At 53.3% G+C, this 22,196-nt stretch carries 11 protein-coding genes, 2 tRNA genes and 1 pseudogene; 12 read left to right on the top strand and 2 right to left on the bottom strand.

Going from position 1 to position 22,196, the window contains the following annotated elements:
* The first annotated feature begins 59 nt into the window (after nt 1-59).
* The 9 genes and pseudogenes from M3090_RS10490 to M3090_RS10450 all read left to right on the top strand — a co-directional run bounded on the left by M3090_RS10490 (nt 60) and on the right by M3090_RS10450 (nt 16,427).
* Nucleotides 60-899, top strand: a complete 840-nt coding sequence (locus tag M3090_RS10490) for a peptidylprolyl isomerase (protein WP_249055993.1) — start codon at nt 60-62, stop codon at nt 897-899.
* On the top strand, nt 889-2,127 hold the full coding sequence (locus M3090_RS10485; protein WP_249055991.1) for a M16 family metallopeptidase: 1,239 nt from the start codon (nt 889-891) through the stop codon (nt 2,125-2,127). Before M3090_RS10490 ends, M3090_RS10485 begins: the two co-directional genes overlap by 11 nt.
* Nucleotides 2,128-3,477: an MATE family efflux transporter gene (locus tag M3090_RS10480; protein ID WP_249055989.1), complete on the top strand. Its 1,350-nt coding sequence runs from the start codon at nt 2,128-2,130 to the stop codon at nt 3,475-3,477.
* Nucleotides 3,478-3,628: 151 nt separating this feature from the next.
* Nucleotides 3,629-5,911, top strand: coding sequence for a hybrid sensor histidine kinase/response regulator (locus M3090_RS10475; RefSeq protein WP_249055987.1), 2,283 nt, complete (start codon nt 3,629-3,631; stop codon nt 5,909-5,911).
* Nucleotides 5,912-5,946: 35 nt separating this feature from the next.
* On the top strand, nt 5,947-10,515 hold the full coding sequence (locus M3090_RS10470; protein ID WP_249055986.1) for a translocation/assembly module TamB domain-containing protein: 4,569 nt from the start codon (nt 5,947-5,949) through the stop codon (nt 10,513-10,515).
* Nucleotides 10,516-10,678: 163 nt separating this feature from the next.
* Complete coding sequence (locus M3090_RS10465; protein ID WP_249055985.1) at nt 10,679-13,054, top strand: BamA/TamA family outer membrane protein; 2,376 nt, start codon at nt 10,679-10,681, stop codon at nt 13,052-13,054.
* A 131-nt stretch (nt 13,055-13,185) separates the two neighbouring features.
* Nucleotides 13,186-14,097, top strand: a complete 912-nt coding sequence (locus tag M3090_RS10460; RefSeq protein ID WP_249055984.1) for a nucleotidyltransferase — start codon at nt 13,186-13,188, stop codon at nt 14,095-14,097.
* Nucleotides 14,098-14,456: 359 nt separating this feature from the next.
* Nucleotides 14,457-15,768: pseudogene (locus M3090_RS10455) on the top strand (TolC family protein).
* Nucleotides 15,769-15,782: 14 nt separating this feature from the next.
* A complete protein-coding gene (locus M3090_RS10450; protein ID WP_249055980.1) occupies nt 15,783-16,427 on the top strand; it encodes a hypothetical protein in 645 nt (214 codons plus the stop codon).
* Between the two features lie 69 nt (nt 16,428-16,496).
* Here M3090_RS10450 and M3090_RS10445 read toward each other — a convergent pair whose 3' ends face one another.
* Entirely contained in the window at nt 16,497-17,003 is a 507-nt protein-coding gene (locus M3090_RS10445; RefSeq protein WP_262918910.1) for an HU family DNA-binding protein, read from the bottom strand.
* Nucleotides 17,004-17,522: 519 nt separating this feature from the next.
* Between M3090_RS10445 and carB the strand changes: the two genes are divergently transcribed.
* On the top strand, nt 17,523-20,750 hold the full coding sequence (gene carB, locus M3090_RS10440) for a carbamoyl-phosphate synthase (glutamine-hydrolyzing) large subunit (RefSeq protein ID WP_249055978.1): 3,228 nt from the start codon (nt 17,523-17,525) through the stop codon (nt 20,748-20,750).
* Between the two features lie 107 nt (nt 20,751-20,857).
* Here the strand turns inward: carB and M3090_RS10435 are convergent, their stop codons facing one another.
* On the bottom strand, nt 20,858-21,640 hold the full coding sequence (locus tag M3090_RS10435) for a glycoside hydrolase family 16 protein (protein ID WP_249055976.1): 783 nt from the start codon (nt 21,638-21,640) through the stop codon (nt 20,858-20,860).
* Nucleotides 21,641-21,962: 322 nt separating this feature from the next.
* On the opposite strand from M3090_RS10435, the gene M3090_RS10430 reads away from it, so the two are divergent.
* Both M3090_RS10430 and M3090_RS10425 read left to right on the top strand, forming a co-directional pair.
* Nucleotides 21,963-22,040, top strand: a tRNA-Val gene (locus M3090_RS10430).
* 32 nt (nt 22,041-22,072) lie between these two features.
* Nucleotides 22,073-22,147, top strand: a tRNA-Val gene (locus M3090_RS10425).
* Nucleotides 22,148-22,196 lie beyond the last annotated feature (49 nt).

Raw genomic sequence — 22,196 nt, 5'->3', positions numbered from 1 at the left:
GGTAAGAGGTTTTGACTGAAAGTCGTATATTTGCAGGCTTAAATTAAACAAAAAGGTAAATGAAGCGAAACATCATTGTCATATTAACCATACTCGTTTGCGGCTTGACAGCCTGCAAACCGGGAACAAATCAAAGTAAAATGGAAAAAGAAACCAAACTGAAAATCGAAACCACGGCGGGCGACATCGTGGTGAAGCTCTACAACGAAACACCGAAACACCGTGACAACTTTATCAAGCTGGCTAAGGCTGGCACGTACGATGGAACGTTGTTTCACCGCGTCATCAAGGACTTCATGATTCAGGCGGGCGACCCTCAGAGCAAGAACGCGCCGAAAGGCAAATCGCTTGGCACAGGCGATGTGGGCTATACCATCCCTGCCGAGTTCGTTTATCCGAAATACTTCCACAAGCGAGGCGCTTTGTCTGCTGCCCGTCAAGGCGATAACGTCAACCCCGAGAAAGCATCATCCGGCTGCCAGTTCTACATCGTGACAGGCAAGGTGTATAACGACTCGTCGCTGGCAAACATGCAGGAACAGATTAACCAGATGCGCCTGCAAAACGTGTTCAACGAACTGGCCCGCAAGCACATGAAGGAAATCTACAAGATGCGTCGCGAGAACGACCAGGAGGGGCTGATGAGGTTGCAGGATGAACTGATTGAGCAGGCTGAGGCACAGATGGCCGGGAAACCTCGCTTTGAGTTTACGCCCGAGCAACGGCAGGCCTACACCACTGTCGGAGGAACGCCCCACCTGGACGGCGAGTACACCGTTTTCGGCGAAGTGCTGGAAGGCATGGATGTGGTGGACAAAATACAACGCGTCAAGACCGACCGTAACGACCGTCCTGAAGAAAATGTTGTCATCAATAAAGTGACCGTCCTTGAAGATTAATCATTATACTCTGGATAACGGGCTGAGGCTGGTGCATCATGAAGACACCGGTACGCAGATGGTAGCACTGAACATTGTCTACGATGTTGGGGCACGCGATGAACACCCTGACCACACGGGCTTTGCTCATTTGTTCGAGCATCTGATGTTCGGCGGGTCGAAACACATTCCCGACTATGACGTGCCTTTGCAATTGGCCGGTGGTGAGAACAACGCTTGGACCAACAACGACATCACCAACTATTACTTGACCGTTCCTGCCGCGAACGTCGAGATTGGCTTTTGGTTGGAGTCTGACAGGATGTTGGAATTGGCCTTCAGCCCGCGTAGTCTGGAGGTGCAGCGTGGGGTAGTGATGGAAGAGTTCAGGCAACGTTGTCTGAATCAACCCTACGGTGATGCTGGGCACTTGCTTCGTCCATTGGCCTACCGGGTGCATCCGTATCGCTGGCCTACCATTGGCAAGGATTTGTCTCATATCGCTAATGCTACGCTGGACGAAGTGAAGGATTTTTTCTTTCGTCATTATGCGCCTAACAATGCTGTGCTGGCCGTGACGGGCCATCTGTCGTGGGACGAGACGCGCCGCCTGGCCGATAAATGGTTCGGGCCTATCCCGCGCCGCGACATTGCGCGGCGGACTTTGCCACAAGAACCGGAACAGACGGAAGAACGTCGTCTGACAGTGGAACGTGATGTACCGCTTGACGCTTTGTACATGGCCTTTCGTATGTGCGGGCGTGGCGAAGCAGATTATTATGCCTTCGATGCTTTATCGGATATTTTGAGCAACGGGCGTTCCAGCCGTTTGACGAGGTGTCTGGTGCAGGAACGGAAACTATTCTCGAACATTGATGCTTATGTCTCCGGTTCGCGCGATGCGGGACTCTTGTATATCAACGGGAAACCTTCGTCGGGTGCGACGTTGGAAGAAGCGGAGGCCGCTGTGTGGGAAGAACTGGAGCGTTTGGTTCAGGAACCTGTGGACGAGCGGGAATTGGAGAAGGTAAAAAACAAGTTCGAATCCACGCAGATTTTCGGTAATATTAATTACCTGAATGTGGCTACCAATTTAGCTTGGTTTGAACTGACCGGGAAAGCGGAAGACATCGACCGCGAGGTAGAGCGTTATCGTGCTGTGAATGTCGGGCAATTGCAGGCTGTTGCCCGGCGGGCGTTCCGGCGAACGAATGCTAATGTTTTATATTATAGAACTCACGTTAAATAAATGAACCGATTGTTGCAGACGTACGGTGTACATTACCGGACTTTGTTTTCTTTGGGGATGCCTATCGTGGTGGGCCAGTTGGGAGTTATAGTTCTTGGCTTTGCCGATACGTTGATGATTGGGCATCACAGTACGCCGGAATTGGGGGCGGCTTCGTTCGTGAATAATATGTTTAACCTTTGCATCATTTTCAGTACGGGGTTTAGTTATGGCTTGACACCTGTTGTCGGCAGCTTTTATGGGCGTGGACAGTGGGCTGAGGCAGGAAGTGCACTGCGTTGTAGCTTGGTGGCCAATGTATTGGTGGCATTGCTTGAGATGGCTGTGATGGGTATTCTTTATTTCAATCTCGAGCGTCTGGGGCAGCCTGATGAGTTACTTCCTCTTATTAAACCTTATTATCTTGTATTGCTCGTTTCGTTGCTTTTTGTCATGTTGTTCAATGCTTTCAAGCAGTTTACCGATGGTATTACAGACACGCGTACGGCGATGTGGATTCTGTTGGGAGGCAATGCAATGAATATCGTGGGGAATTATATTCTTATTAATGGTAAGTTTGGCTTGCCCGAGTTAGGGTTGCTGGGTGCGGGGCTGAGCACGTTGTTGTCACGCGTCATGATGGTGGTCGTCTTTGCGTGGATAGTGCTTCGTGCGCGCCGTTTTCGCCGCTATCGGGTAGGTCTGTTGCGGCACTCTTGGTCTTCGGTGCTGTTCCGTCGTCTCAATGCGTTAGGGTGGCCAGTCGGATTACAGATGGGGATGGAAACAGCGTCTTTCAGCCTGAGTGTGATAATGGTAGGCTGGCTGGGTACAATCGCTTTGGCTTCGCACCAGATTATGCTGACCATTTCTCAGTTCACCTTTATGATGTATTATGGCATGGGCGCGGCGGTGGCCGTGAGGGTCAGCAATTATCATGGCCGAGGTGATGTAGTGAACGTGCGTCGCTCGGCTTACGCGGGCTTTCACTTGATAATGGTAATGGCTGTGGTGTTGTCGCTGATTGTTTTTGCCTGTCGTCCCTGGATCGCAGGCTGGTTTACAGACAATGCTGAAGTGGCCGTGCTGGTGCCGGCTTTGTTTGTGCCCTTTTTCATCTATCAGTTTGGAGACGGATTGCAGATAACGTTTGCCAATGCTTTGCGTGGTACGTCGGATGTGCGGCCAATGATGCTGATTGCTTTCATTGCTTACTTTGTCGTTTCCTTGCCTGTGGGCTACTTGTTTGCTTTTGGGTTGGATTGGGGCTTGGTTGGTATTTGGATGGCTTTCCCCTTCGGACTGACTACGGCGGGTATTCTGTTTTGGTTACGTTTCCGTCGTTGTGTACATGTAGGGGCGCGGTGCTGAAAGCCACTCATATTGGTGGACGTGCAATGCTTGGGTTTGAGAGATTGTAATGCAATTTCTTTCTGCCTTCTTGGCAAAGTCTGCATCGGACAAGAGAGCAATCTCGTTTTTTTCCGTATATTTGCCCCGGAATACATTTCTACGTACGCCTATGAATAATGTATCAAAACTCAAGGTCGTAGTCGGTTATACGGTGATGCTGGCCGTGTTGTTCTTCTCTCTTTATTTTGTCCATCGTGAAATGGCCAATCTGACGCAGTCTGAAGGACAGAGTACTTTGTGGATAGATAGTCTTTCGACGTTGTTGAAAGAAAAAGATGCCAATACAGTCCGTATCTTACGTACGTTGGCCGAAGTGAACGATAGCCTTATTTCTGCCTCATGGGCTGAGCGAATCATCACCAGCCGCGATACGGTAGTGGTACGTCCGCGCGTACAGCATCGACGTGTGGTTTATACAGACACAGTCGTTACGCAGCCTGTTGTTTCTCGGGGATTCTTTCGGCGGTTGCGTGATGCCTTTGTTCCCTCCAAGCAAGATTCGGCAGTGCAGGTGAAGACTTCTGTTGAGTATGCTACTGATACTTTGTTAGAGGTCTACAATCCTTTGGATACTTTACAGGCGCGCCTTAAGGCTGTCGTTGAACGCGAACGAGAAGCCAATACCCTTATTCATAAACGGAAGCATCGTCTGCAACAAGTCAATACTCAGTTATCAGCTCGTATTGATACTCTTCTGCGGCATTACGAAGAGAAAACTTTGGAACGGGCTAAGACCGATGCTACCTATCGTCGCGAAGTTCGCTTACAGTCGGCACAGATAGTGGGAGGCATTGCCGTTGGTGCTGTCTTGTTAGCGGCTTTGTTCTTGTTATTGATAGGGAGGGACATCACCCGCAGTAACCGATACCGGAACGAACTGGAAGAAGCGCGCCGACGGGCAGAAAACTTGTTGGCCACTCGCGAGAAGATGATGCTGGCCATTACTCATGACTTTAAAGCGCCTTTGGGCTCCATTATTGGCTATACCGATTTGTTGGAACGGCAAGCGACGGTGGATGGGCAACAGCGCTCATACTTGGAGAATATGCGCGCATCATCACAACATTTATTAAAACTGGTGACAGACTTGCTTGACTTCCATCGCTTGGAACAACATAAGGCTGACATCAACCGTGTGCCCTTTTGTCCGGCCGAACTTCTCGATGATATCTGTGTCAGTTTTCGCCCTCTTACTGTCGAAAAAGGCTTGCAACTGAATTGTCGTCTGGCACCCGAATTGTCTGGTACATATGTTTGCGATCCTTTACGTTTGCGGCAGATTGTAACCAACCTCCTGTCTAATGCCGTCAAGTTTACCGACAGAGGCAGTATTACTTTGACGGCAGGCTACGAAGAAAGCCGACTCGTACTGGTCGTTTCTGATACGGGACGTGGCATGGAACCAGCCGACCGTGAACGCATCTTTCATGAATTCACCCGTCTGCCTGGTGCTCAAGGGGAAGAAGGTTTCGGCCTGGGATTATCTATCGTTAAGATGCTGGTACAGCTATTGGGAGGAACTATCGAAGTAGAAAGTACGTTAGGAAAGGGAAGTTCCTTTACCGTACGCATACCTATGTCATATACTGCGGAAGCGATACCTGTTTCTTCTGACGTAGCTCCCGATACTTCCCCTGCTTTGTGCGATGTTTCGTCCAATGCATCTGTCCACTCCCGTCGTCTGCTGCTGATAGATGATGACCGAATCCAATTGTCATTAACGACAGCGATGTTGGAACAGAAAGGAATTGAAACTGTTGCTTGTTTGCAGATAGATGACTTACTGGATGCTTTGCGTACCACTCATTTCGATGCTTTGTTGACTGATGTGCAAATGCCTGCTCTCAACGGTTTCGAACTTCTGCAACTTTTGCGTGCTTCGAACATCCCCCAGGCGCGAACCATTCCTGTCATTGCTATTACGGCACGCAGTGATATGCAACGAAGTGAGTTTAGCTCGTATGGATTTACGGGATGCTTGCATAAACCCTTCAGTGTGCAAGAACTTATGGAAGAGCTGGAACGTTTGGGACAGTTAGACTTCTCGGCTCTTACGGCTTTTTCGACAGATGACCCGAAAGAAGCTCAGTCTATACTTCGTACCTTTGCTGACGAGACCCGTCTCAATGCCGAACGTATCCGTCGTGCGTTGGAAGAAGAAGATGTTGGAGCATTGGCTGCTGTGGCTCATAAAATGCTTCCCCTTTTCACTTTGATAGGTGCTACGACTTTGGTTGCGTTGTTGAGGCAATTGGAGGCTTCTGCCAATCTCTTGTGGGAAGAAAGCCTGCAAATAACAGCCACGCAAGCTTTAAGCGAAATAGAAACAGCACTGCAGCAGTTGGAACAGATAGTTTTTCTGCCTTCTGGACATGCTATTTCCGGAAAATAATTGCTTACTTTGTGTACTGTTAACGCGTACGACGTATGGCCGAAGAAATTGTTGTGAAGAAAAGACTCTGGTTACGGATTACTCTGTGGGTGTTGTTGACGCCACCTGCGCTGTTTCTTCTGCTGATGGCATTGCTTTATGTGCCATCTGTACAGGATTTTATTCGCCAGAAGGCAACCACCTTAGCCGGAGAAGCTAGCGGTATGGATATTTCTGTCCAGCGTATAGATTTACGTTTCCCATTGAATCTGTTAGTGCGTGGCGTGCAAGTATCACAGCCTGTTGATGAACAACATTCTGATACATTGCTTACTTTAGGGAGTCTGAGTGTGCGCGTGCAGGCTTGGCCATTGCTGCGTGGACAAGTAGAGGTCGACGGTATATTACTGCGGAATGCCACAGTCCATTCTTCCAATCTTTTAGAAGGAATGAGATTGGACGGTACGTTAGGACGTTTTTTCCTGCGCAGTCATGGCATAGACTTGGGTGATGAGTGTGTGATATTGAATAATGTGGAACTGGAAGATACCCGCCTCTCTTTGTCCCTATCAGATACTACAGCTACTGTGCCAGACACCACTTCGACCGCTGTCCGTTGGAAACTGTTACTTCATACGCTCCGGTTGAAAGACGTCTCCGTGGATTTAAATATGCCGTTGGACACACTTTCCCTTTCCGCTCGTTTGCGGGAAGCTCGTATTGAAGAAGCTCGTGCCGACCTTGGGCGGCAAGCATATGCCTGTGAATTGTTCCGCTTGTCTGGAACTTCGTTGACTTATGACAGTGGGCCCACTGATACCTTGTCTTCCATTGCCGCTGGTTTCGACCCTCAACACATTGCTCTGCGTGACTTGAATATTGGCATTGATTCTATGCGTTACGCAGGGCGTAAGATGAGTGCTGTTATTCGTGAGTTTTCTTTGAACGAACATTCAGGGTTGAATATTACTTCTTTATCCGGTCGACTTGTGGCCGATTCTACTCAGATACGTATTCCTTCACTACGTTTGTCAACACCTCACAGTGAAATAGACCTCTCGGCACAAACCTACTGGGAACTTATTGATATTCCTACTACGGGGCGGCTTACTGCTCGCCTTGATGCTCGTATAGGCAAACAAGATGTCTTGTTGTTGGCCGGGGGCTTGCCAGATAGTTTCAAGGAAGCTTATCCTGCTCATCCATTGGTTGTTCATGCAGGGACAGTGGGAAATCTCCGACAGATGCAGATTAGCCGCTTTACCATCGACTTGCCGGGCGCTTTCTCGATGAGTGCAGGAGGGGAACTTTGGAACCTGACGGATAGTCTGGCTCGTAGCATCAACGTGGATTTGGATATGCAGACGCGCGATTTGAATTTCCTGACCGCCTTGGGAGGTGTCACACCGGATGGCTCGCTGGTCATTCCGGACAGTATGCGTCTGGATGCGCGGCTTTCTATGAAGGGTAATGACTGTACTGCCTTCCTTGATTTGCGGGAACGGAAAGGGCGACTAAACCTGAATGCCGACTATGATTTGGCTGAGGAACGCTATCGGATAGATTTGCAGGCAGATTCTTTGCAATTGCATCATTTTTTGCCTAAAGATTCTCTTTATGAGTTCTCGGCTACGCTTTTGGCACGGGGGCAAGGCTTAGACTTCTCTTCTCCGCATACGTCGGCTCATGTGGACATGTCCCTTAAACAATTACAATATGGTAGTTGGAATTTGTCTGGCATTGCTTTGCAAGCTGCTTTGAAGCGTTCGTGGGCTACGGTCAAATTGAATAGTGACAATTCTCTTCTCCGCATGCATTTAGATGGCGGCTTGCACCTGAATCGACCATATATGGACGGGCAGTTGGCTTTGGATTTGAAAGATGCGGACTTGCACAGTCTTGGGATTCTTCCTGCGCCGTTGGGGCATCCGTTGGAACTGGGCTTGAGGGCTGAGGCGCGGCGTGATTCCATCAAACTGCACATCGGGGCTGGAGATTTGGACTTTGACTTTAAGGCTCAAAGCACCTTGAAGCATTTGTTGGAGAAATCTGACGAATTTATGACCTTACTGATGCAACAGTGGGAACTCCGTCGCCTGGATCATGCTGCTTTGCGTCGGGTATTGCCGTCGGCAGGCATGCAGTTGACGGCCGGCCGCAACAATCCTATCGGTTATTATCTGGCTTCTCAGGGTACTACTTTTAACCACCTCAGGTTGCAATTTGGCCTTACTCCCGAATGGGGTATTAACGGGCGGGCGGCGCTTGAAGGTTTGAGAACGGATTCTTTGCAACTGGATACAATCTTTTTTGCTGCCCACCAGGATACTACGCGAATGAGGTTGCAAGGAGGCGTTATTAACGGCCCGCGCAATCCTCATTTTACGTTTCGCAGTACAGTGACCGGTGAAATCCGTAACGAAGACGCAGAACTGACCCTGAACTTTACCGATGCTGAGGGACGCACCGGCGTCTTGCTTGGAGTCAATGCCCGGCCTTTGACAGAGGGAAACGGGAAAGGTAATGGTGTCTTGCTCCGGTTGACGCCTGAAGAACCGGTTATTGCCTATCGTAAGTTCTATTTTACGGAAGGACGGAACAGCTTGTATTTGCATAAGAACATGCGTGTTTACGCCAATATCGATATGCAAGGAGGAGATGGGATGGGCTTTCGCATGCAGTCTGATGTGAGTGACACCGTTTCCTTGCAAAACGTAAACGTGGAGCTGAGCCGCTTCCGGCTGAGTGAGTTGAGTGAAGTGCTTCCTTATCTGCCACAGTTGACAGGCCTTTTCACGGTGGAAGGGAACTATATACAGACTGCCGATGCTTTTCAGGTGGCGGCAGAGGCGGACATTGATTCGCTGACTTATGAAGGAAGGCCTGTGGGTGACTTGGGTGCGGGTGTCACTTGGTTGCCCGATTCGGGAGAAAGCCACTTCCTTAGCGCATACCTGGCTTGCGACGACCGCCAGGTGGCTACGGTGGAAGGACGCTTGGGAGATGCGCAAGGCACCGACGCTTTTGCATTGGATGCTTCGTTTGAACGTTTGCCATTGGAGGTGGCTAATGCTTTCGTCCCGGACGGCATGGTCACTCTGAAAGGACATCTGAATGGAGAGATTGCTTTGCGGGGTTCGACGGAGAAGCCCGATTTGCAAGGCAGTATCCAGTTGGACACGGCCTCGGTCTTTGTCCGTCAGTTGGGTGCGCGTTATTATTTCGACGGTCGTCCTGTGACGATTGCGGGCAATACGTTGTCTTTCGACAAATTCTCTCTCTTTACTACCAGCCGCAATCCGTTTGTCATTGACGGTTCGGTCAGCTTCGCTCATTTGGATCGGCCGACGGCCAACCTGACGTTGCGGGCTGTCAACTACAATTTGCTGGATGCACCGCATACGCGGGAGAGTCTGGTGTATGGTAAGGTCTTTGTAGACATGGATGCTTCGATTCGTGGCCCGTTGGACGCCTTGACCATGCGGGGAAACATGAGCTTGTTGGGGAATACGAACGTGACCTATGTGCTGACAGATTCTCCCTTGACGGTAGAAGACCGTTTGAGCGGGTTGGTGACATTCACTTCTTTTGCTGACAGTGTAGCGACGGATACGTTGCAGGTGGCGGCTGTTCCCTTGGGCGGTATGGAAATTTATATGGGGGTGCATATTGACAATGCCGTGCGTCTGCGGGCCGACCTGAGCCCTGCGGGCGATAAGTATATCGAGCTGGAGGGAGGCGGAGACCTGAATTTGCAGTATACGGCACAGGGCGACATGAACTTGACGGGGCGCTATACGTTGACCGGGGGCGTGATGAAATATTCGCTGCCCATCATTCCGCTGAAGGCCTTCAACTTCAATACGGGCAGCTATGTCGATTGGCGGGGAGACCTGATGAACCCGGCGCTGGACCTGACGGCGACGGAGCGTGTGCGTGCCTCGGTAGGTGGGGAAGATGATGCCACGCGCATGGTCAACTTTGATGTCAGTATCGGCATCAAAGGACAACTGGAGTCGCCCGACCTGATTTTCGATATTGCCGCCCCGGAAGATGCCACGGTACAGAACGAGCTCCAAGCCATGGGAGCCGAGGAGCGCAGCAAGCAGGCCATCGCTATGCTGGCCACGGGTATCTACCTGAACAGCGGGGCAAAGGGAGGAGGCCTTTCGATGGGGGCTGCTCTGAACAGCGTGCTCCAGAGTCAAATCAATGCGTTGGCCGGTTCGGTGAAGGGGGCCAGCATCAGTGTGGGAGTAGAAGACCGGACGTCGGCCGAGACAGGGGCTACGCAGACGGATTATAGTTTCCGCTACTCGCAGCGTTTCTTCAACGACCGTTTCCAAGTGGTCATAGGCGGCAAGGTGTCGACCGGGGCCAATGCCACAAATTCGGCAGAATCGTTCATCGACAACATATCTCTGGAGTATCGGTTGGACAATTCGGGCACCCGCTATATCCGGGTGTTCCACAATAAGAATTACGAAAGCGTGTTGGACGGTGAAATCACAGAGACGGGGCTCGGCCTGGTGTTGAGGCGCAAGATGGACCGGTTGGGTGAACTTTTCATCTTCCGGCGGAAACGTCCGGTTCCGCCTGGGGAAGAGAAGGCGTCGTCCCAATAGCCGCACACGAGCTTCGACCGACGTGGCAGACGCTTTTCCTTCTTGTCCGCAACGCCCTCGGCCGGTCTGGGAGAAAGCCCTCCCCGTCGTTCGGAAGAAGGAAAGCGGCGATGAAGGGCAGAGCCTCACGAATGAAACAATTACATATAATCACTCATTGCGTATGAAACACAGTATTGGGGGCCGACGGTTGCGGCACTTCTTCATAATAATATGCAGCCTTCTGTGGGTGTCTTGTTCCACCACCAGAAACTTGCCGGAAGGCGAGGTACTCTACATCGGCCAGCGGCCGACGCTGGTGGACAATCCGCAACCGACATCCGTGGGCGAAACTGCTCTGGAAGAAGTCGAGGCTGCCTTGGCCAAGGCTCCCAATAATTCGTTGCTGGGCAGCACATCAGTGCGCATACCGTTCCCCGTAGGACTGTGGGTCTACAATGGCTTCCAGAAATATGAGAAAGGCTTGGGGCGGTGGATTTTCAACCGCTTTGCAGCCGACCCCGTATTGCTTTCGACTGTCAATCCCGACATACGCACCCAGGCAGCCACCAACCTGCTGCACGATTACGGTTATCTGCGTGGCACGGTGGACTACGAAATCTTTCCTTCGAAGAAAGACTCGCTCAAGGCCCGCGTGCAGTATGCAGTCCACATGGGCGAACCGTTCTTCATCGATACGGTGGACTATCGGGGTTTCTCGCCTCGCACCTTGGGCATCATGCGGTTAAGCCGCCGGCGTTCACTTATCAGTTCCGGCGAACAGTTCAACGTGCCCGATTTGGATGGCGAGCGTACCCGCCTGAGCAACCTGTTGCGCAACGTAGGCTGCTATTACTTCCGTCCCGATTACCTGACCTACCAGGCCGATACGACGCAAGTGCCGGGACATGTTTCGTTGCGCCTGGTGCCTGTGGCCGGTATGCCCGCCGTGGCCGAGAAGCCCTTCCGGTTGGGGCGGAAATCGTTCTACCTGTTGGGCAAGAATGGTGAGGCGCCCGACGACAGCCTGAAATACAAAGACCTGACCATCTACTACCACGATAAGCTTCGTGTGCGCCCCAACATGCTGTACCGCTGGATGGACTACCAGAACTTCCGCTACAAACGTCAGGTGGAAGACAGTGCGGGAATCGACCGCCGCCGTTCGGCAGCTTCGCTTTACAGCCTTTACCGGCAGACGCGTGTGCAAGAGCGACTGGCCAACGTGGGTATCTTCAGTTATACGGAGATGCAGTATCTTCCGCGAGACTCGGCTTTCGTGTCGGACACGCTGGACGTTCGTGTCATCGCTTCGTTGGACAAACCCTATGATGCCGAGCTGGACTTCAACATCAAGATGAAAAGCAACAATCAGACCGGGCCGGGTGCTGTATTTACTCTGACGAAAAACAACATCTTCGGCGGAGGCGAGAAGTGGAACGTCGAGCTAAAAGGCTCTTATGAATGGCAGACGGGAAAAGACCGCTCTTCGGCCATGAACAGCTACGAACTGGGCCTTGCCACTTCGTTGGTGTTTCCGCGCGTAGTCTTCCCTACGATGGGGCGGAATGAGTACGACTTTCCGGCCACGACGACTTTCCGCCTTTACGTCGACCAGATGAGCCGGGCACGCTACTATAAGCTTCTGGCCTTTGGCGGCAATGCCACTTATGACTTTCAGCCCCGGCCCACCTCTAAACATAGCTTTACGCCTTTCCGCTTGACGTTCAACGTCCTTCGTGACCCTACTGCCGAGTTCCAGCAATTGCAGGAAGAGAACCCTGCGCTCTATGTCAGCTTGCGTAACCAGTTCATTCCGGCTATGGAGTACACGTACACTTTCGACAACAGCTCGTTGCCCCGCAAGCGCAATCCCCTGTGGTGGCAGACCACGGTGACTTCGGCAGGCAATTTCACTTCCGTGATTTACCGCATGTTGGGGCAGGACTTTAAAGAACAGGGAAAGACGTTGCTGGGAGTCCCCTTCGCGCAGTTCTTGAAACTGAACACGGAGTTGCGTTACAACATGCGTATAGACCGTAACCAATCTTTGGCTTCACGCCTGGCTTTAGGAGCCATCTGGTCGTATGGCAATGCCACGACGGCACCCTATACCGAACAATTCTATATCGGCGGTGCCAACAGCGTGCGCGCCTTTGCCGCGCGCAACATCGGTCCGGGAGGCTATCCGGCCGACGAGAACGATACTTATTCCTTCATCAACCACGTGGGAGATATCCGTTTCGAGGCCAATCTGGAGTATCGCTTCCGCATCATCAGCGACCTGCACGGAGCGGTGTTCCTCGATGCAGGCAACGTGTGGCTGATGCGTAACGACCCCGCCCGCCCCGGAGGCGAATTTCGCTGGAAGGACTTTCCCCGGCAGATTGCTTTGGGCACGGGTGTCGGTGTGCGTTACGACCTGGGTTTCCTGGTGTTCCGCCTCGATTGGGGCATTGCTTTGCACGAACCTTACGACACGGGCAAGTCGGGATATTACAATGTGCGCAACTTCATGGACGGCACCGCGCTGCACTTCGCCATCGGATATCCTTTCTGAGTCTTTTTCCCGGGATTGAGTATCGCGTATATAATTATTTTGTACATTTGCACGGGGCTATCGGGCAAACCGTCCCTGCATGACAAGCAATACAGCTATGAATATCATTATAAACTATTAATTTTACTGCAATGAAACCTACTCTATTCCTGCTGGCTGCCGGCATGGGCAGCCGCTACGGCGGTCTGAAGCAGTTGGACGGCCTGGGCCCCAACGGCGAGACTATCATGGATTACTCTATTTACGACGCTATTCACGCCGGATTCGGCAAGCTGGTCTTTGTTATCCGCAAGGACTTTGAGAAAGACTTCCGGGATAAAATCATCTCCAAATACGAGGGGCATATCCCTTGCGAGCTGGTGTTTCAGTCGCTCGATGCCCTGCCCGAAGGCTTCACCTGTCCCGAAGGCCGGACGAAACCTTGGGGCACGAACCATGCCGTGTTGATGGGCGAGCCGGTCATCCATGAACCGTTTGCCGTTATCAACTGCGACGATTTCTATGGCCGCGATTCGTTCCAGGTGATGGGACGTTTCCTCTCTGCCTTGCCCGAAGGCTCGAAGAATACGTATGCCATGGTGGGATTCCGTGTGGGCAATACGCTGAGTGAGAGCGGAACGGTGTCGCGCGGTATCTGTGGAACGGACGAGAAGCGTATGCTGACTTCGGTTGTGGAGCGTACAAAGATTCAGCGCATGGACGGCGAGGTGAAGTACATGGATGATGACGACCAATGGGTGGCCACTCCGGAAACCACGCCTGTCAGCATGAACTTCTGGGGTTTCACGCCCGACTATTTCGCTTACAGTGCCGATTACTTCCGGGGCTTCCTGGCCGACCCGAAGAACATGGAGAACCTGAAGAGCGAGTTCTTCATCCCGCTCATGGTGGACAAACTTATCAAAGAGGGGACGGCTACGGTCGAAGTGCTCGACACCACCAGCAAGTGGTTCGGCGTCACTTATCCCGAAGACCGTCCGGCTGTGGTGGCCAAGATTAAGGCGCTGGTAGAGTCCGGCGAATATCCCGACAAGCTCTTCTGAGCATCCCTTTAGGCATATAAACGGAAAGAGGCTGCCTGCACATACACCCGGAAAAGGTGCTTGCAGGCGGCCTTTCTGTGTTAAAGAAACAGAAAAGATGAGCCTTGCCGGGTTACAACTTATGCTTTCATTTCCTACCTTTGCGCCCGAAATCAACAGTTATATGAGCCGTATGAAAGAATTATCTTACAGCAAGTCTGCTATCTACAAGAACAAGATTCACTTCTTCCATGCCTGGGGTGCGTGCGCTCAGATTTAAACATCCCTCTTCCATTCCTGCTATATCCGATTGATTGTCGCATGGCTTTCGGTGGAAAGCTTGTGTACAACAGTATCTAATCCTTAATCCTTATTTTAGTATGAGCAAAAAGAACAGGCTCATAGTGCTGTGCAGTGCGGCACTATGCAGCTACTACATGTATGCCCAGCAACGTACGATGGGCATGGAAGAAATGTTTCGCTTGGCTGACACGAACAGTAAGAGCATACAGGCTTTACAAGACAGGCAAGGAGGCTGCCGACGAAGCCCTGAAAGCGGCCAAGGCACAGCGTCTGCCCGACATTACGGCTTCGGTGTCGGCTTCTTATCTGGGCGACGGGCGATTGTGGGACAGGGACTTCGGTCAGGGAGTCCGTATCGACATGCCTCATTTCGGCAATAACCTGGTCATAGAGGCTCGGCAGGTGGTTTATGCGGGCGGTGCCATCAGCAGTGGCATTGAACTGGCCGAGCTGGGTCGTGAACTGGCCGAACTGGACTGGCAGAAGAACCGCCAGGAGGTGCGTTTTTTGCTGGCCGGTTATTATCTGGAACTCTACAAGCTGGATAACCAGAAGAAGGTGGTGCAGCATAATCTGCAACTGACCGAACGCGTCATAGACAACGTCAGGGCGAGGCATGAGCAGGGTACTGCCTTGAAAAACGACATCACCCGCTACGAGTTGCAACGGGAGACGCTGAAGTTGCAGTTGGCACGGATTACGGATGCACGCCAGATTGTGAACCATCAACTGGTGACCACGCTGCACCTGCCTGCCGGTACCGACATCTGTCCGGACACCACGTTGCTGGACAAAGAGGTGCAGACGTTGGCGGAAGAGGACTGGCAGAAGCTGGCCACGCAGACGCATCTGGGCCTGCGGCAGTCGGCGGCAGAGGTGCAGGCGGGCAGGCAGAAGGTGAAACAGGAGCGGGCCAACCGCTTGCCGCAGGTGGCCCTGGTGGCGGCCGAGCACGTGGACGGGCCCATTACCATCGAGGTGCCTGTGCTGGACAATAACTTCCATTACTGGTATGTGGGCGTGGGGGTGAGCTACAACTTCTCGGCTCTGTTCAAGAACAACCGGAAGCTGAAGCAGGCACGCCTGAACGTGCGGAGGGCCGAGGAGCTGCACGAATTGGCACAGGAGCAGGTGGAGAACGCCGTGCAGGCCGGGTATGTGGACTTTCTGACCTCCTTTACTGACTGGCACACGCAGGAGAAGAGCATGGCTTTGGCCAACGAGAATTACAGCGTGGTGAGCAACCGTTATGCGAACGAGATGGCCTTGTTGACCGATATGCTCGACGCCAGCAACATGAAGCTCAGCGCCGATTTGGGGCTGGTGAACGCCCGTATCGACGTTATCTACCATTATTATAAGATGAAATACTTGACCCATACACTTTAAAAACAATGACTGACATGACACGTAAGACTAAGAAACTTGTTTATAACACCGTTATCGTATGCCTGCTGTTGGCGGGCCTGGCCTATGTTTGTGCGCGCTTTGTCCATCCGGTGGTGGAGGCCATTGCCGATGCTACGGGGGCGGCTGTGTCGCTCATCCCCCAGGACAATGCTACGGGTAACTTCGTGAAGGTGGAGCGGGAGATGTGGTCGTACCGCCACTTGGTGCCTGTGTTGTTGCTTATCTTCGTGGTGGAGGTGTTGTTCAGCACGGAGCGTGTGCTGGAGGAGGCGTATCTGGGCGAGGTGATGGGTTATGCCGAGATGGTGAGTGTGCGGCTGGATGGTGCGGTGCTGGCGGGCGGCGTGGTGGGTTCGGCGTTGCTGGGCGAGGGGATGCGCCGGGCGGTGGCCGGTGGCGTGGCGCGTGTGTCGGGCTGGGTGGACCGGGCCGGCGTGGTGCCGGGCGTCGGTGACGGTGCCGTGGCGGACGGGTTCATGCGGCAGATGTCCGAGGCGGGGTTGAAGCAGATGTACGGCTGGGCGTTGTATGCGTCGGTGGCGTTGCTGCTGTTGTTGCTGCTGTATGACGCGCCGGTGCGGCGGGGGTTGAAGCTGATGCCGTTGTGGACGCGCTTGCGCCGCGAGGCGGAGGGGTAAAAAGCGGGGGGCGCTATTGAGGCGCCCCCCGCGGGTGTGTGTCCCGGCCCCCCACTGGCCGGGCGATGGTCAGCCGAACGTGCCTTGTCCGGAGTCGTCGTCATCTTCGCCGCCGGTGCCGGGGGTGGTGCCATCCACGGCTTGTGCGGGGATGTTCTCGTCCAGCAGTTCCCAGAACGTGCCAGGTCCTACGAGGCTTCGGGTGGTGATTTCGCTCTTCGTGCCGCGCGACACTTCGGGGATGAAACGCACGCGGGTGCCTTTAATCTGCTTGGCGTTGACCTTGTCGGCCGTGTCCACACCATTGCCTTCGGCGTTGACAGTGTAGTAGAATGTGCCTACTCCTTCCAGCTTGACGGTACGGCCGGAGTTCATAAAGTCCGCCAGCACGCCGCCCAGCAGGTCGAGCACAGATTTCACGTCGCCCGTGCTGAGTGACGACAGGTCGGCCAGTTTCTTGGCCACTTCGGCGGTGGTGACAGGTTTTCCGATGGTCTTTGCCTTCGGGTACCACTTTCCGTTACTCTTGAGTTGTTGCTTGATGTAGTAGCTCATGGTGTCAAAATTTATTATCATTCCCGAAAACTGTCCTTACATGAGCCGCCGTCTCTCCTAAGGAAAGGTGGCGTCTGAGGTAGGGAAAGGTGGCGGGTGAGGTAGGGAAAGGTGGCGTCTTTCCTTCGCCCCCTCCACAACCCCTTGTAGGGCCGTCGCCGGTTCAGATAGGTTATGTAATGATATTTGATTGTCCAGTCCCCGCAGGGACCTGGCACAAAGATAGGCTTTTCTGGCGATAAAACAAGCTTTCGGACGTACTTTTTCCCACATTTTTTTCGGCAACCCCTTGCATAATCCGCAGAAAAACCGTTACTTTGCAGCGAACAATTCTACATTCATGTTTGATAGAAACCACATTTGTCCACAGCTTGACTGTACCGTCCCGTTGGGACGAGTGGGATATGATTTTTTCTTTTTTTGCACTTTTCTAATTATACAAACCTTTTTGATGCGCTGTCCCCGTGAGGGGGTGGCGCATTTTTTGTCACCCGCACATACATGAACCTATTGATATAAACCAAAAACACCCAGAGAATTATGGAAGAAAAACTACGCAAAGTGCTCGTCCTCGGGTCGGGCGCACTCAAAATCGGGCAGGCCGGCGAGTTCGACTACTCCGGCTCGCAGGCACTGAAAGCCCTGCGCGAAGAAGGCATCCAGTCCGTGCTGGTCAACCCCAACATCGCCACCATCCAAACCTCGGAAGGCATCGCCGACCAGGTCTACTTCCTCCCCGTCACCCCATACTTCGTCACGCGCATCATCCAACGTGAGCGCCCGGACGGCATCCTCCTGGCCTTCGGCGGGCAAACGGCCCTGAACTGCGGCACCGAACTCTACCAGTCGGGCGTCCTCCAGCAGTACGGCGTGCGCGTTCTGGGCACCTCCGTCGAAGCCATCATGAACACCGAAGACCGCGACCTCTTCGTCCGCAAGCTCGACGAAATCCCCATGAAGACCCCCAAGAGCCACGCCGTAGAGACCATGGCCGACGCCCTGAAGGCAGCCCAGGAGATTGGCTACCCCGTCATGGTGCGCTCCGCCTACGCCCTCGGCGGCCAGGGCAGTGGCATCTGCCCCGACGAGGAAACCTTCCTCCGCCTGGCCGAGAGCGCCTTTACCTTCTCACGCCAGATACTGGTCGAAGAGAGCCTGAAGGGATGGAAGGAGATAGAGTTCGAGGTCATACGCGACGCCAATGACCACTGCTTCACCGTCGCATCCATGGAAAACTTCGACCCCCTGGGCATCCACACCGGCGAGTCCATCGTCGTCGCACCCACCTGCTCGCTCACTCCCGACCAGGTCGAAACCCTGCAAGAGCTGTCGCGCCGCTGCGTCCGCCACCTGGGCATCGTGGGCGAGTGCAACATACAGTACGCCTTCAACGCCGACACAAACGACTACCGCGTCATAGAGGTCAACGCACGCCTGTCACGTTCCTCCGCCTTGGCCAGCAAGGCAACAGGCTACCCCCTGGCCTTCGTCGCCGCCAAGATAGCCCTGGGCTACACCCTGGACCAGATAGGAGAGATGGGCACCCCCAACTCCGCCTACGTAGCCCCCTCGCTCGACTACCTCATCTGCAAAATCCCACGCTGGGACCTCACCAAGTTCGTCGGCGTTAGCCGCGAGATTGGCTCCAGCATGAAGTCGGTCGGAGAAATCATGTCCATCGGCCGCTCCTTCGAAGAAATCATACAGAAAGGCCTCCGCATGATAGGCCAAGGCATGCACGGATTCGTGGGCAACGAGGGACTCACCTTCGACGACCTCGACCACGAGCTGGCCCATCCCACCGACCTCCGCATCTTCGCCATCGCACAGGCGCTGGAAGAGGGCTACACCATCGACCGCATATACCAGCTCACCCGCATAGACCCCTGGTTCATCCAGCGACTGAAGAACATCGTAGACTACAAGGCAGTCCTCTCCCAGTACGACCGCATCGAAGACCTCCCCGCCGACGTCCTGCGCCAAGCCAAGCGCTTAGGCTTCTCAGACTTCCAGATTGCACGCTTCGTCCTCCACCCCGAGGGAAACATGGAGCGCGAGAATCTCCAAGTCCGCGCACGCCGCAAAGAGCTTGGCATCCTGCCCGCCGTCAAGCGCATCAACACCGTTGCCTCCGAGCATCCCGAGCTGACCAACTACCTCTACATGACCTATGAGGCAGACGGCTACGACGTCAACTACTATAAGAACGAGAAGTCGGTGGTCGTACTCGGCTCCGGAGCCTACCGCATCGGCTCCTCCGTCGAGTTTGACTGGTGCAGTGTCAATGCCGTACAGACGGCACGCAAGCTGGGATACAAGTCCATCATGATTAACTACAACCCGGAGACAGTCTCCACCGACTACGACATGTGCGACCGTCTCTACTTCGACGAACTGTCCTTCGAGCGCGTCTTGGACGTCATCGACCTCGAACAGCCGCGCGGTGTCATCGTCTCCGTGGGCGGGCAGATACCCAACAATCTGGCCATGAAGCTCTACCGCCAGTCAGTTCCCGTGCTGGGTACCTCGCCCGTCAGCATAGACCGTGCCGAGAACCGCAACAAGTTCAGCCACATGCTGGACATGCTCGGCATCGACCAACCCGCCTGGCAAGAACTGACCAGCCTGGACGACGTCAAGGCTTTCATCCAGAAGGTGGGCTACCCCGTCCTGGTGCGTCCCAGCTACGTCCTGTCAGGCGCCGCCATGAACGTCTGCTACGACGAGGAAGAACTCGAGGAGTTTCTCCGCATGGCCGCCAAGGTCTCGAAGGAATACCCCGTAGTCGTGTCGCAGTTCCTCCAGAACACCAAGGAGATTGAGTTCGACGCCGTGGCCCAGAACGGCGAGATTGTAGAATATGCCATCTCCGAGCACATCGAGTTTGCGGGCGTACACAGCGGCGACGCCACCCTGGTCTTTCCCGCGCAGAAGATATACTTCGCCACGGCACGCCGCATCAAGCAAATCAGCCGCCGCATCGCCAAAGAGCTGAACATCTCCGGCCCGTTCAACATACAGTACCTGGCCCGCAACAACGAAGTCAAGGTCATTGAGTGCAACCTCCGTGCCTCGCGCTCCTTCCCCTTCGTCAGCAAGGTGCTGAAACGCAACTTCATTGAGACGGCCACCCGCATCATGCTCGACGCTCCCTATACCCGTCCCGACAAGTCGGCTTACGACATCGACTGGATAGGCGTCAAGGCCAGCCAGTTCTCCTTCTCTCGCCTGCACAAAGCAGACCCCGTCCTCGGCGTAGACATGTCCAGCACGGGCGAGGTAGGATGCCTGGGCGACAGCTTCGACGAAGCACTGTTGAATGCCATGATAGCCGTTGGCTTCAAGATTCCCCAGCCGGAGAAGGGCGTGATGTTCTCCAGCGGTGCCATGAAGTCCAAGGTCGACTTGCTCGACGCCAGCCGCATGCTGCACGCCAAAGGCTATAAGATTTATGCCACCGCCGGCACCTCGGCCTTCCTCAACGCCCACGGCGTGGAGACGACACCCGTCTACTGGCCCGACGAGAAGCCCGATGCCGAGAACAACGTGATGCGCATGATTGCCAACCACGCCTTCGACCTCATCGTGAATATCCCCAAGAATCACACGAAGCGTGAGCTGACCAATGGCTACAAGATACGCCGTGCAGCCATCGACCACAACATACCCCTCATCACCAACGCCCGCCTGGCCGGTGCCTTCATCGAGGCCTTCTGCAACCTCAAGCCGGAAGACATAGCCATCAAGAGCTGGCAGGAGTATAAGTGATTCTTGTGCAGTGAAGGAAGGCGCGGATTGCGCAGATGTGTCCCGGATGTGCCTGTATGGGCATCATTCTTGTGCGGGCCTCTGCGTAGTCCGCGCCTTTTGGGTGTTCATTCACGCAACCGGTACACTTTTACCCAGTCTACCGACATCTCCACAGGCAGCTCCTCAGGACGGGCTTTCCCCACCCACGGGCCTTCTATCTGCATGTCCACCAGCAGGTAATAGGGCGTGCCGAAAGGATACTGCCCCGGTTGCTCCGTCTCAATACGCGGATAAGTGAACGTCTTTTCCCCATTGATAGAGAATACCAGGCTGTCCGGCAGGATTTCTACCGCATAAGTGTTGTAATCGTCTCGGTTGATAGTTCCGGTTCCTTCGTGGGGAGGGATACTGTCATTCTTCAATATATAGGTATAATGGGAGTGCACGGTCTGGTAAACGAAGTCGTCATGGTTTAAATGTTCCATGATGTCTATTTCTCCCCCGTCGGGCCACTTGGCGTTTTCAGGCAGCATCCAGATGGCAGGCCAAGCCCCTTGTGCCCGGCCCAGCCTGGCACGTACTTCCACTTTGCCATGCCTTACGTTAAGCTTTCCCTTGGTGTACAGCCCTCCGGTGAGGTAGCGTGCCGTGTCTTGAGGCAACGCCCCGTTGTTGCAGATGCCACGCAATATCAGGTTCCCATCTTTCAGGGCATATAGCGTATTAGCGTTGGACATGTGGCGGTTCCAGTTTGCCTTTCCCCGGGGAATCTTGCTCCAATATGCTTCATTGAAAGTGCTTCCGTCAAAATGATCTTCCCAAACCAATTCATACGTTGCCTGCTGGGCTTGACTGGCCAGTGCAAGGCAGCATCCGCATAGGGCGGCCATGATTCTTTTTTTTCGCATAGATGTTTCTTATTATCTTATTTTGATGCTCCAAAGGTAAGGCAAAGGAAAAGTTTTTCTTACTGCTGAAGGCTAAAAAAAGCTATAAAGGCAGAGATTTATTAATCTTGTGATGATGATACTTATAGGAGAAGTAAGCAAAAAATGCTGGTGCGAAGAGCTCTCTTCTTTCTTTGTGCGTATAAAAACAAAATACTTAATGTGTTGAAAAACAATCTTTAGGGGAATAGGACGGAAAAAAGAGAGAAAAATAATAGGAAAAAGTTTTGGTAGTCTCAAAATAAGCCGTACCTTTGCATCGCTTTTGAAACGGAAGTGTAACGGACGTTTAGCTCAGCTGGTTCAGAGCGTCTGCCTTACAAGCAGAGGGTCGGCGGTTCGAATCCGTCAACGTCCACCAGCAATGAATACACTTCCCCAAGAACAAAAGACGGACGTTTAGCTCAGCTGGTTCAGAGCGTCTGCCTTACAAGCAGAGGGTCGGCGGTTCGAATCCGTCAACGTCCACTACTTAATTTAATATGCCATAATATAGAAGGTAGTCTTGCAAGTGATT

It is taken from the genome of Bacteroides sp. ET71 (genome assembly GCF_023336905.1).
GTDB lineage: Bacteria > Bacteroidota > Bacteroidia > Bacteroidales > Bacteroidaceae > Bacteroides.
The sequence above is the reverse complement of the archived record's forward strand: the minus strand, read 5'-3'. Positions and strand labels throughout refer to the sequence as shown.

Coding starts and splice junctions, on each gene's coding strand:
- M3090_RS10490 (WP_249055993.1), top strand. CDS start 60: ATGAAGCGAAACATCATTGTCATATTAACCATACTCGTTTGCGGCTTG.
- M3090_RS10480 (WP_249055989.1), top strand. CDS start 2,128: ATGAACCGATTGTTGCAGACGTACGGTGTACATTACCGGACTTTGTTT.
- M3090_RS10475 (WP_249055987.1), top strand. CDS start 3,629: ATGAATAATGTATCAAAACTCAAGGTCGTAGTCGGTTATACGGTGATG.
- M3090_RS10470 (WP_249055986.1), top strand. CDS start 5,947: ATGGCCGAAGAAATTGTTGTGAAGAAAAGACTCTGGTTACGGATTACT.
- M3090_RS10465 (WP_249055985.1), top strand. CDS start 10,679: ATGAAACACAGTATTGGGGGCCGACGGTTGCGGCACTTCTTCATAATA.
- M3090_RS10460 (WP_249055984.1), top strand. CDS start 13,186: ATGAAACCTACTCTATTCCTGCTGGCTGCCGGCATGGGCAGCCGCTAC.
- M3090_RS10450 (WP_249055980.1), top strand. CDS start 15,783: ATGACACGTAAGACTAAGAAACTTGTTTATAACACCGTTATCGTATGC.
- M3090_RS10445 (WP_262918910.1), bottom strand. CDS start 17,003: ATGATAATAAATTTTGACACCATGAGCTACTACATCAAGCAACAACTC.
- carB (WP_249055978.1), top strand. CDS start 17,523: ATGGAAGAAAAACTACGCAAAGTGCTCGTCCTCGGGTCGGGCGCACTC.
- M3090_RS10435 (WP_249055976.1), bottom strand. CDS start 21,640: ATGCGAAAAAAAAGAATCATGGCCGCCCTATGCGGATGCTGCCTTGCA.